The organism is Stenotrophomonas sp. PS02289 (assembly GCF_029960115.1).
Classification (GTDB): domain Bacteria; phylum Pseudomonadota; class Gammaproteobacteria; order Xanthomonadales; family Xanthomonadaceae; genus Stenotrophomonas.
On sequence record NZ_JASCOZ010000135.1, the window covers coordinates 1 to 11,897 of the forward strand.

The window sequence follows — 11,897 nt, forward strand, 5'->3', positions numbered from 1 at the left end:
ATGTAGAGCCGGGCTTGCCCGGCTTGCCGAAATTGCCGATCAAAAGCAGCCGGGCAAGCCCGGCTCTACGACAATTGCCGATCAAAAGCAGCCGGGCAAGCCCGGCTCTACGACATGCAAGGTGTGGCTTGGTGTTACGGCGTACGGGTCGGCCAATAGTGACTGTCCGGCGTGGCCCGCGCCCCGAAGATCGCCTGGCCGACGCGCACCACGGTGGCTCCTTCTTCGATGGCGATCTCGAAATCGCCCGACATGCCCATCGACAGTTCGTCCAGGCTGATGCCGGCGGGCAGGGTGGGGTGCAGGCGCTCGCGCAGTTCGCGCAGGCGCACGAAACACGGGCGTACCTGTTCGGGATCCGGCGAGAACAGCGCCAGGGTCATCAGGCCGCGCACACGAAGGTTGGAGAACGCGGGCAACTGCTGCACGAAGTCGGCCACCTCGATCGGATCCAGGCCGTACTTGCTGGCCTCGCCGGAGGTGTTCACCTGCACGAACACATCGAGCTGGCGTTGTTCGAGTTCCAGCCGCTGGTCCAGGGCCTGGGCGACGCGCAGGCTGTCCAGAGCCTGGAATTCGCTGGCGAAACGGGCTACGTCGCGCGCCTTGTTGGTCTGCAGGTGGCCGATCACCGACCAGCGGATGCCGAGGTCGGACATGGATTCGGCCTTGCCTTTGGCTTCCTGCACCTTGTTCTCGCCCAGCTCGGTACAGCCGGCCTGCCAGGCCAGACGCAGGCGTGCTTCGTCGACGGTCTTGCTGACCGGCAGCAGGTGCACGCTGCGCGGGTCGCGCCCGGCACGGGTGCAGGCGGCGGCGATGCGCGCGTGCACGGCGTCCAGGTTGTGGCGGAAATCTTCAACGGTGCTGGCCTGCGGCCAGACGGGTGGGGCGATGGGCACAGGCGGAACCGGGTGCGGACAGGTCGGCATTTTCGCACGACCGAAGGCCGCGTCAGGGTGCCGCCTGTGACCCCGGGCGGACGTAATGCGACTGGCCGTTGTCGTTCAGGAAGATCAGTTCCGGCTTGCCCTGCCAGGAGGTGAGCATGGCCCCGGTGTTGTTCTGGTGCTTGACCACCAGGGTGGCCCCGCGGTCCGGGTTGGCGGTGACCTTGAAGACCTCGGTGTTGCCAGTAGCGTCGTCGAGGGTGAGCACGGCTTCGTCGCCGACGTCGGCGGTGCCATAGCCGCCGCGTTCGGAGCCATCGGCTCCGAGCAGGATCAGGCCGGACAACGGCGAGGCGCGCGGACCCTGGGTGACGCCCTGGCTGACCGGGTCGGGCACGGGCGCACCCAGAATGACCCGGGCTTGGCCGTTGGCGTCCTGGATGACCAGCCCGCGCGCGGTGATGACGCGTTGGTCCGACTGGCTCTGATGCAGGCGGATGGCGGTCCACCCCGACACGATGAGGGCAAGACTGGATACCACCAGCGTGGTGAGAGTGAGTGCGCGCGACACAGGCGGCTCCGGATCCTTGGAATGGCAGCGACAATACCCGATTGCGGGTTTGTGACACCAGTCAGAAAAGTCCGAATCGCATCGTTAGCGTGAAGCAGGTCACAGCGCGTCAATGGAAATCGCGGCTGGAGGTACGCACGCCGGCAATCAGTTCGTCGATGTTGTGCATGCGCTGCACGATCAGATGCTGCACACCGTCCACGCGCTCCAGCCGGCCGTCGATCTGCATCAGCTGGGCTTCCACCAGAACCCGGTGCTGGCGGTCGGCGGTGCGCCGCCAGACCACCGCGTTGACCATGCCGCACTCGTCTTCGAGTGTTAAAAACGTAACGCCGCTGGCGGTCTGCGGACGTTGGCGCATGCGCACCAGCCCGGCAAAGCGCACGCTGCGCCCGTGCGGCAGCTGCGCCAGCTGGTCCGAACGCTGGCAGCGACGCTGCTCCAGCTGCGGGCGGATGAACGACACCATATGTCGGCCCAGGGTGGTGCCGGTGCTGTTGTAGTCGGCCTGCATGTCCTCGAACGCACTCGGGGCGGGCAGCGCCACCTCGGCGTCGTCGGTGGCGCGCACGCTGTCGAACAGCGGCAGCGGCTTTTCCACCCCGGACACATCCCAGCGGGCGCGATGCCGGTGCCCACTCAGGCCCTTCAACGCGCCGGCATCGGCCAGCAGGCCCTGGTGCCGGCGGTCCAGGCGGGCGCGCTGGCTGAGATCGGCCACGCTTTCAAAGGCACCCCGGGCGCGCGCCTGCATCAACGCCACCGCCATGCTGTCGCTGAAGCCGTCGATCATGCGCAGACCCAGGCGGATGCCGGGAGCGTCCGGGTCCGCCGTCAGCGTGCAGTCCCAGTCGCTGTGGCGCACATCCACCGGCAGCACCGCCACGCCATGCCGGCGCGCATCCTGCAGGATCTGGTCGGGGGTGTAGAAGCCCAGCGGCTGGCTGTTGATCAGGCTGGCGGCGAACGCGGCCGGGTGGTGGCACTTCAGCCAGCAGCTCACATAGGTGATCAGCGCGAAGCTGGCCGCATGGCTTTCCGGGAAGCCATAGCTGCCGAAGCCCTTGATCTGCTCGAACAGACGCTCGCCGTATTCACGGCTGTAGCCGTTTTTCGCCATGCCGGCCAGCAGCTTGTCGCGGTGCGGCTCCAGCCCGCCGTGGCGTTTCCAGGCGGCCATCGAACGGCGCAGCGCGTCGGCTTCACCGGGGGTGAAGTCGGCCGCGGCCACCGCCAGCTGCATCACCTGTTCCTGGAACAGCGGCACGCCGAGGGTGCGCTTGAAGACCTTCTCCAGCTCCGGCGGGTAGTCGATCTCTTCGGTGCCTTTCTCTTTCAGCTGTTTCCGCCGGTTGAGGTAGGGATGCACCATGTCGCCCTGGATCGGCCCGGGCCGTACGATCGCCACTTCAATCACCAGGTCGTAGAAACAGCGCGGCTGCATGCGTGGAAGCATCGCCATCTGCGCGCGCGATTCGATCTGGAAAACGCCCAGCGTGTCGGCGCGGCAGATCATGTCGTAGGTGGGCACGTCGTCGGCGGGAATACGCGCCATGCTCAACACCTGGTCGTGCACGTCGCGGACACCGCGTCCCTGCAGCACCGCCAGGCATTTGCGCACGGCGGTGAGCATGCCCAGCGCCAGGCAGTCGACCTTCATCAGGCCGGTGGCATCCAGATCGTCCTTGTCCCACTGGATCACCGTGCGGTTGTCCATGGCGGCATTTTCCACCGGCACCAGGGTCGACAACGGGTGTTCGGAAATCACGAAGCCGCCGGGATGCTGGGACAGGTGGCGCGGGAAATCGACCAGTTCGGCGGTCAGCGCGACCACCCGCTGCATCAGCGGTGTATCCGGGTCGAAGCCGCGCTCGCGCAGGGCCTCGGGCAACGGCTCGTGGCTGCTCCAGCGGTCCAGGCAGGCCGCCAGTTCGTTGACCTGGTCCGGCGGCAGGCCCAGCACGCGGGCCACGTCGCGCACCGCGCTGCGCCCGCGGTAGCTGATCGCCACCGCGGTCAGCGCAGCGCGCTCGCGGCCATAGCGGTTGAACACGTACTGAAGCACTTCCTCACGACGTTCGTGTTCGAAGTCGATGTCGATATCCGGCGGTTCGTCGCGCTCGGCCGAGATGAAGCGCTCGAACAGCAGTTCCATGTGGCTGGGGTCGATTTCGGTCACCCCCAGCACGAAACACACCACCGAGTTGGCGGCGGAGCCACGGCCCTGGCACAGGATCTGCTGGCTGCGCGCGAAGCGCACGATGTCATGCACGGTCAAGAAGTAGGATTCGTACTGCTTGCCGTTGATCAGTTTCAGTTCGTGTTCGATCAGTTTGCGCTGTTTGGTGGAGGTGCCGCCCGGCCAGCGCCAGCGGATGCCTTCTTCCACCAGCACGCGCAGCCAGCTGGCCGGGTCGTGGTCGGCGGGCACCAGTTCGTGCGGATAGGTGTATTGCAGCTGCTTCAGGTCGAAGCTGCAGCGGGCGGCAATGCGCAGGGTTTCTTCCAGCAGCTCGGCCGGGTACAGCGCGGCCAGCGCCTGGCGCGTGCGCAGGTGGCGCTCGCCATTGGGAAACAGGTGCCAGCCGGCATCGGCGACGGTGCAGTGATGGCGGATCGCGGTCAGGGTGTCCTGCAGCGCGCGGCGGCGGCGCACGTGCATGTGCACATCACCGCTGGCCACCAGCGGGATGTCGTGGGCGTAGCCGAACTCCAGCAGTGCTTCGAGCCGTTCCACGTCGTCGGCGTCGCGGTGCAGTTCCACGGCCAGCCACAACCGGTGCGCAAAACGGGCCTGCAGCCAGCGGGCATCTTCCGGGCGGGGCGTCCGTGTCGGCCACAGGCACAGCAGGCTTTCGGGCAGCGCGTCGAAGTCCTCGCGCAGGCACTGGTACTGCCCCTTGGGGGCGCGCCGGCGGCAGGTGGTGATCAGCTGGCACAGCGCGGCATAGGCGGCCAGGTCGGTGCACAGCAGCACCAGCTTGGGGCCGTTCTCGATCTGGAATTCAGCGCCGGTGATCAATGCCAGTTCGTGCTTCTTCGCCGCCTGCCAGGCGCGCACGATGCCGGCCAGCGAGCACTCATCGGTGATCGCCAGGGCGCGGTAGCCTTGTTCTTTGGCGCGCTCGAACAGCTCGTCGGCAATCGACGCACCACGCTGGAAACTGAAGGCCGACAGACAGTGCAGTTCGGCGTAGTCGGGCAGGTCGGTGCTCATGCGAACCAGCCGTGCAGCATGAACGGACCGTGCCGGGCTCCGGCGGCGGTGTAGGCCCAGCCACGTTGGCCGGTGCCGGTTTCGACCACGTAGTAGTCGCGGCGCACGTCGCCTTCGTCCCACCAGCCCGATTCGATCCGCTCCGGTCCAGACAGGATGCGCAGCTCCGGATCGCGCAGGAGTTGCGGGGTCGGCAGCAGCCAGCCCGGGCGCAGCGGCAGGGGCGGCGGTGCTGCCTTGGGTGCGCCGCCGGCATCGCCGCTGGCGCGTTCCGGACGGTGTTCGGCACGCAGCCCCACGCTCTGCACAGCGTCATCGCCCAGCCGGGCGCGCAGGCGTTCGCGCAGCTGTTCCCATGGCATGGCCTGCTGTGGACGCGGGTCGAACAGGTCGCGCGCGGCGGGTACGAACGGCGGCAGGTGGATGGCCTGCAGGCGCAGGGCACGGCTGCCGGCGGGCAGCTGCAGGTGGTCGACGCGGTTGCGGGCCAGGTCGAACAACACGCCGGCATCGCGTTCGGGCGACAGCAGCCCTACGCGCAGCTGCGTGTCCGGGTGGTGTTCGTGTTCAAACCACAGGTCGAACTGCTGCACGCCGCCGTCGCGCGAGCACAGGAACGCGGCCAGGTCGGTGGTCAGGCGGCGCAGGGGGAACAGCAGTGCCTGGGTGGACTCGATCTCGTATTCGAATTCGATGCGCGCATCGAAGCGGTCCGGTGGCTGGAAGTACGACAGCGGCGCGGCCTGCAGTCCGCGCAGTGCATCCAGGTGGGTCAGCACCTGCGGCGGAAAACGCCGCGCCAGGCTTTCGCGGGGCAGGGCGAAGGCGGTGCCCAGCGTGCGCAAGCCGGAGCGTGCCAGCACCGTGACCGCCTCTGCAGGCAGTCCACTGCGCTCGATCGGAATGTCGGACAGGGCCGCTTCCAGCGTGTCCGCATCCACACCCAACCGGGCATGCACGCCGGTCAGCACCCAGGCCGCGTGGGGATTGGGCGCGGCCACCAGGCGGTGGCGGAAGCCCAGTTCCTGCAGACCCTCGCGCAGGCGTTGTTCAATCGCCGGCCAGTCGCCGAACAGGGCGCGGCTGGCCCCGATTTCCAGAGCCAGCGCATGCGGAAACGCCAGGCTCACCTGGGAACTGATGCCGTAGAGCCAACTGGCCAGCAACTGGCGGGTCTCCTGTTCGGCGCGCGGGTCGTATTCCACCGTGCGCAGGTCGCGGGTCAGTACCTGCGCGGCGGAAAGCAGCATGCCCCGGCGCAGGCCCTGCTGGCGTGCGGCTGGGCTGACCGCGTGCAGCACCCGGCGCTGCATCGGACCGGTGACCAGCACCAGCGGCGCACGCGGGTCGGGCTGTTGACGCAGGGCTGCGTCCAGCGCCAGTTGTGGCAGCAGCAGGCAGGCCCAGTGCACGGCGCGCCCTCACTGCACCCGGGCCAGCGGCAACGGCTGTGCCGGTGCCTGGCCGCCGCGACACTTGAGGACCCGCACCTGGCCGTCGTCCAGTTGCAGGCGCAGGGGGGCGGGGGAGGGATTGCGGCTCCAGCGTGCATCACGGAAGGCAATGCCCAGGCACTGGCCGCTTTCGGCGGCCACCTGCAGGCGGCGCAGGGCGCGGTCGTCGGTGGTCTGCGGCCAGCACAGCACCGCCGCGCAAGCGGCTGAGCGCAGGCATTGTTCGGCCGCCCACAGCGCCTCGCGCGGGGACGCGTGCACCACCTGCAACTGGCCCAGCGCCAGCCCGGCCCGGCTCCAGGCCGGCGCATGCGGCAGATAGGGCGGCGCGATCAGCACCACGGTCTGCTGTTGCTGGCTCAGCCGGGCGAGGGTTGGCCACACCAGCGCCAGCTCGCCCTGGCCCGGGGCGGCAAGCAGTACTTCGGACAACGAGGCGGATGGCCAGCCACCGCCCGGCAGGCGCGCATCCAGTTCTGGATGCCCGGTGGGCTGGCCGGTGACCTCCTGCGGCACCGCCCGCGGCTGCCCGCGCCAGACCTGGCGGCTGGCCAGCAGGTCTTCCAGGGCCCGTACGGCGGCCATCAGGGGGCCTCCCGGTGGGGCGAGGGCTGCTGGGCTGGGGTGGAGGGCCGGAACATGGTGGGAGTGTCGGGAAAGCAAAGATCAAGAGCTGAGACCGACATGCTACCGGGAATTAGCAAAAATACTAATAGTCCTAGATGGCGTGAAAAACCAGCCACGCAGGGCGTGGCTCTACGTTGGTCGTGTTGACAGACATGAACGCGCTCGACCACTCTTCACCCCCTGTGGGCGCAATGGCATTGCGACAGGCGGAGGGGCCTGATCGTGCCGCGTTCCGCATCATGCGCTGCACCCTTCTGCGGCAAGACTCCCCGGATTTTCTGCGTCAGCAAAGGTGTTTCGCCCGCTTATGAAAACGATTACAAAACCGCTCGTCCTGACCACGGCCATTGCCCTGTCCCTGTCCGCCGCTGCCGCATCGGCCGCAGGCCCGGACGCCTTCACCGTGCTGCGTCTGGAGCAGGTGCCTGCCACGCTCGACGCCGCCCTCGTGGGCGCGCAGCTGCAGACCCTGGACGTGGATGCAGTGACCGTGGACGACGTCGAGCGCACGGAGGCCGACCGGCTGGTGGCCCTGGCCGATGCGCTGGGCTACACCGCACGCTTCATCACTGTGGATCCGACGGCGGTCGGATCGCGCGGCCGCGTGGTGCTCTCGCGCCTGCCGGTGGAAGCCGCCTCCGGCGTCGAAGCCCCGGGCGTGAGCTATCTGCGGCTGAACGATGGCCGCCATGTCGTGGCCCTGTATGCGCCGGCTCCGAAGGCCGATCCCCTGGCTGTCGTCGATACCGCCGCGCAGACGCGCATGGGCGCACCGGCGTTGCTGCTGGGCACGGTGGACAGCGCGCGCGCTGAAGCGACCGGCTATGTGCCGCTGGAACATGCGGCCGGCTACCGCCAGGGCTTCGGCGCAGCGCGTGCCAAGGCAGTGAAGCTGCAGGTCAGCGCCAACGGCAAGGCGCTGCCGGGTCAGCTGCTGACCCTCGACTATGCCGCCCCGGCAGGCGGCGACACGCCGTGGATGGACCTTGCGCTCAACGCCGATGCGCGCGCCCGCCTGCTGGTGGCGCGCATGACCGTGGATGAGAAGTTCCAGATGCTGCACAGCTACTTCGGGCTGGGCAAGGACGGCGGTCCGCTGCCGGAAGGCGCGGTCGGTTCGGCCGGCTTCGTGCCCGGGGTGCCGCGCCTGGGCATTCCGGCCCAGCAGTCGGCCGACGCCGGCGTGGGCGTGACCAACCCGGGTGGCATCCGCAAGGGCGACATCGCCACCGCGATGCCGTCGGGTCCGTCGACCGCCTCCAGCTGGAACCCGCAGATCGCCTATACCGGCGGGGCCACCATGGGCCGCGAGGCCTGGCAGCAGCGCTTCAACATCCTGCTGGCCGGCAGCGTCAATCTGCAGCGCGACCCGCGCAACGGTCGCAACTTTGAATATGCCGGTGAAGACCCGCTGCTGGCTGGTCGCATGGTGGGTGAATCGATCCGCGGCGTGCAGCGCCAGCACGTGATCTCCACCATGAAGCACTTCGCGCTCAACGACATGGAAACCTCGCGTAATTTCCACAGCGCTGAAATCGGCGAGCAGGCCATGCGTGAGTCGGACCTGCTGGCGTTCGAGATCGCGCTGGAGGAAGGCAAGCCGGGTTCCGTGATGTGCTCGTACAACAAAATCAACGGCACCTACGGCTGCGAGCACGACTACCTGATGAACCAGGTGCTCAAGCAGGAGTGGACGTTCCCCGGTTACGTGATGTCCGACTGGGGTGGCGTGCACAGTGGCTCGAAGGCGGCGCTGGCCGGGCTGGACCAGCAGTCGGCGGGCGAAGTGTTCGACAAGGCGGTGTACTTCGATGAACCGCTGCGCCTGGCCGTGGCCGGTGGCGTCGTGCCGCAGGCACGCCTGGATGACATGGTGGCGCGCATCCTGCGCACGATGTTCGCGCACGGCAACTTCGACCTGCCGCCGGAGCATGTGCCGATCGACGTGCAGGCCGGTTTCGACGCCGCCCAGCGCACGGTGGAAGAGGGCAGCGTGCTGCTGCGCAACGAACGCAACGTGCTGCCGCTGGCCACGGATGTGCAGCGGATCGTGGTGATCGGCGGTCATGCCGACAAGGGCGTGATCGGCGGCGGCGGTTCGTCGCACGTGGGTTACACCGCCCGTGGCACCAATGCGGTGCCGGGTGTGCTGCCGACCACCTGGCCGGGCCCGGTGATCTTCCACCCGTCCTCCCCGCTGGAAGCGCTGCGCGCCGAGCTGCCCAATGCGACCATCGACTATGTGGACGGCACGAACGTGGCAGCAGCCGCGCGCGCTGCCGCAGCGGCTGACGTGGCGATCGTGTTCGCCACCCAGTGGTCGGCCGAATCGGTCGACCTGCCGCACATGCAGCTGCCCGACAACCAGGACGCGTTGATTGCCGGCGTGGCCAAGGCCAACCCGAGCACGGTGGTGGTGCTGGAAACCAATGGCCCGGTCGAGCTGCCGTGGCTGCAGCAGGTGCCGGCGCTGCTGCAGGCGTGGTACCCGGGGATCCGCGGCGGCGAAGGCATTGCTGCACTGCTCACGGGCAAGGTCAATCCGTCCGGCCGCCTGCCGGTGACCTGGCCGGTGGATACCCGCCAGCTGCCGCGCCCGGAGGTGAACGGTCTGGGCTTCAATCCGAAGCACAAGCCGGATGAGACCATCAACTACGACATCGAAGGGGCCAACGTCGGCTACAAGTGGTTTGCCGCCAAGGGTCTGGTGCCGCAGTTCGCCTTCGGCCATGGCCTGTCCTACACCCAGTTCGCCTACGACAACCTGAGCGTGGTGGCCGATGGCCAGCGCCTGCGGGCGACCGTGGACGTGCGCAACACCGGCAAGGTCGCCGGTGCGGACGTGGCCCAGCTGTACCTGAAGCTGCCCGAAGGCAGCGTGACGCCGATCCGCCTGGTCGGCTTCCAGAAGGTGCTGCTGCAACCGGGTGAAAGCCGTCGCATCCAGATCGAGGCCGAGCCGAAGACCCTGGCCAGCTTCGATACGGCCGACAAGCAGTGGAAGATCGCGGCCGGGCAGTACGAGGTGCAGCTGTCGCGCTCGGCCAGCGAGCCGCTGCAGCAGGTGCCGGTGCAGCTGGAGGCGACCGTCGTCCGGTGACGTTTTGCCAAGGTTGGCCGTTCGCGGCCAACCTACGGCACATAACGCACACGTGGCTTGGGCGTAGGGTGTCCGGATATCCGGGCACCGCCCGGTGCCACCGGAGAGAGCCATGCGTGTGCGTGCCGTACCTGTTGTGCTGTTGAGCCTGATGATTGCCGCCAGCGTGTCGGCGCAGACCGCGCCGATGACGCCGGACATTCCGGCGAAGGGGTTTGTGACCCCCACCGCGGGTTACGACTACGACAAGCGTGTGGTGATGGTTCCCATGCGCGATGGCACCAAGCTGTACACCGTGATCGTGGTGCCGAAGGGCGCGCACAACGCGCCGATGCTGCTGACCCGCACCCCGTACGACGCCGCCAATCGCGCCAAGCGCCTGGATTCGCCGCACATGCGCGATATCCTGCCGCAGGGCGACGAGGTGTTCGTCGATGCCGGCTACATCCGTGTGTTCCAGGACATCCGGGGCAAGCACGGCTCTGAAGGTGATTACGTGATGACCCGGCCGCTGCGCGGACCGCTCAACAACACGAAGGTCGACCACGCCACCGACGCCTGGGACACCATCGACTGGTTGGTCAAGCACGTGCCGGAAAGCAACGGCAAGGTCGGCATGCTGGGGTCTTCGTACGAAGGCTTCACCGTGGTGATGGCGTTGACCAACCCGCACCCGGCACTGAAGGTGGCCGCGCCGCAGAGCCCGATGATCGACGGCTGGATGGGCGACGACTGGCTCAACTACGGGGCGTTCCGCCAGGTCAATTTCGGCTACTTCACCGGCCAGCTGGCCCAGCGTGGCAAGGGCCCGGCCATTCCCAGCGTCGGTTATGACGACTACACCACGTTCCTGCGTGCCGGCTCGGCAGGTGACTATGCCAAGGCCAATGGTCTGGAGCAGCTGCCGTGGTGGCACAAGCTGATTGAGCACCCGGCCTACGACGCGTTCTGGCAGGAGCAGGCACTGGACGCGCGCATGGCACAGACGCCGCTGAAGGTGCCCACGATGTGGCTGCAGGGCCTGTGGGACCAGGAAGACATGTGGGGCGCGGTGCACAGCTATGCGGCGATGGAGCCGCGCGACAGCACCAACACGCTCAACTATCTGGTGATGGGCCCGTGGCGGCACAGCCAGGTGAACTACGACGGCAGCAGCCTGGGGGCGTTGAAGTTTGACGGCGACACCGCGCTGCAGTTCCGCCGCGATGTGCTCAAGCCGTTCTTCGACCAGTATCTGGTCGATGGTGCGGCCAAGGCGGACACGCCGCCGGTGCTGATCTACAACACCGGTGAAAACCACTGGGACCGCCTGCAGCAGTGGCCGCGCCCTGCGGCGCAAAGCCGTCCGCTGTATCTGCGTGCCGGCGGCAAGCTGTCCTTCGAGGCACCGCAGCCGGGCGAGGCCAACTACGAGGCGTACGTCTCAGACCCGGCCAAGCCGGTGCCGTTCGTGCCACGCCCGGTGCGCTTCGCCGACCGCGACATGTGGACCAGCTGGCTGGTCAAGGACCAGCGCTTCGTCGATGGCCGGCCGGATGTGCTCACCTTCGTCAGTGAACCGCTGACCGAGCCGCTGCGGATTGGCGGTGCGCCGGAAGTGAATCTGCAGGCGGCCACCAGTGGCAGTGACAGTGACTGGGTGGTCAAACTGATTGACGTGTATCCCGACCAGGTACCGTCCACGCCGGAGATGGGCGGCTATGAGCTGGCGGTATCGATGGCGATCTTCCGCGGGCGTTATCGTGAAAGCTTCAGTGCGCCCAAGGCGATCGCGTCGAACCAGGTGCTGGATTATCGCTTCGGCCTGCCCACCGCCAACCACGTGTTCCAGCCGGGGCATCGGGTGATGGTGCAGGTGCAGTCCACGTTGTTCCCGCTGTACGACCGCAACCCGCAGACCTTCGTGCCCAACATCTATCTGGCCAAGCCGGGCGATTACCAGAAGGCGACCCAGCAGGTCTGGCATTCGCCGCAACAGGCCAGTTCGATCACGTTGCCGGTGTATTGAGACGCGCCGGTGCCGCGCAATGCGCGGCAC

The 11,897-nt window shown here is 67.7% G+C and carries 7 protein-coding genes; 2 read left to right on the forward strand and 5 right to left on the reverse strand.

Annotated elements, in window-relative coordinates:
* Positions 1–134: 134 nt before the first annotated feature.
* The 5 genes from QMX83_RS16240 to imuA all read right to left on the reverse strand — a co-directional run bounded on the left by QMX83_RS16240 (position 135) and on the right by imuA (position 6,717).
* Positions 135–902 carry a YggS family pyridoxal phosphate-dependent enzyme gene (locus tag QMX83_RS16240; RefSeq protein WP_282297678.1) on the reverse strand — a complete coding sequence of 256 codons (768 nt, stop codon included), beginning with the start codon at positions 900–902 and terminating at the stop codon, positions 135–137.
* Positions 903–954: 52 nt separating this feature from the next.
* Positions 955–1,461, reverse strand: coding sequence for a hypothetical protein (locus tag QMX83_RS16245; protein WP_282297679.1), 507 nt, complete (start codon positions 1,459–1,461; stop codon positions 955–957).
* 109 nt (positions 1,462–1,570) lie between these two features.
* Positions 1,571–4,678 (reverse strand): error-prone DNA polymerase, encoded by a 3,108-nt coding sequence (locus QMX83_RS16250; protein ID WP_282297680.1) that lies wholly within the window; start codon positions 4,676–4,678, stop codon positions 1,571–1,573.
* Complete coding sequence (locus tag QMX83_RS16255) at positions 4,675–6,090, reverse strand: DNA polymerase Y family protein (protein WP_282297681.1); 1,416 nt, start codon at positions 6,088–6,090, stop codon at positions 4,675–4,677. The genes QMX83_RS16250 and QMX83_RS16255 overlap by 4 nt, the downstream gene beginning before the upstream one ends.
* A 9-nt stretch (positions 6,091–6,099) precedes the next feature.
* A complete protein-coding gene (gene imuA, locus QMX83_RS16260) occupies positions 6,100–6,717 on the reverse strand; it encodes a translesion DNA synthesis-associated protein ImuA (protein WP_282297682.1) in 618 nt (205 codons plus the stop codon).
* A gap of 349 nt (positions 6,718–7,066) precedes the next feature.
* Between imuA and QMX83_RS16265 the strand changes: the two genes are divergently transcribed.
* Both QMX83_RS16265 and QMX83_RS16270 read left to right on the forward strand, forming a co-directional pair.
* Positions 7,067–9,859 carry a beta-glucosidase gene (locus tag QMX83_RS16265; RefSeq protein WP_282297683.1) on the forward strand — a complete coding sequence of 931 codons (2,793 nt, stop codon included), beginning with the start codon at positions 7,067–7,069 and terminating at the stop codon, positions 9,857–9,859.
* Between the two features lie 112 nt (positions 9,860–9,971).
* Positions 9,972–11,867 carry a CocE/NonD family hydrolase gene (locus QMX83_RS16270; RefSeq protein WP_282297684.1) on the forward strand — a complete coding sequence of 632 codons (1,896 nt, stop codon included), beginning with the start codon at positions 9,972–9,974 and terminating at the stop codon, positions 11,865–11,867.
* The last annotated feature ends 30 nt before the right edge of the window (positions 11,868–11,897 follow it).

Bases quoted from the DNA above. Each gene is read 5' to 3' on its own strand.
- QMX83_RS16270 (WP_282297684.1), top strand. From the start codon at position 9,972: ATGCGTGTGCGTGCCGTACCTGTTGTGCTGTTGAGCCTGATGATTGCC.
- QMX83_RS16265 (WP_282297683.1), top strand. From the start codon at position 7,067: ATGAAAACGATTACAAAACCGCTCGTCCTGACCACGGCCATTGCCCTG.
- QMX83_RS16250 (WP_282297680.1), bottom strand. From the start codon at position 4,678: ATGAGCACCGACCTGCCCGACTACGCCGAACTGCACTGTCTGTCGGCC.
- imuA (WP_282297682.1), bottom strand. From the start codon at position 6,717: ATGGCCGCCGTACGGGCCCTGGAAGACCTGCTGGCCAGCCGCCAGGTC.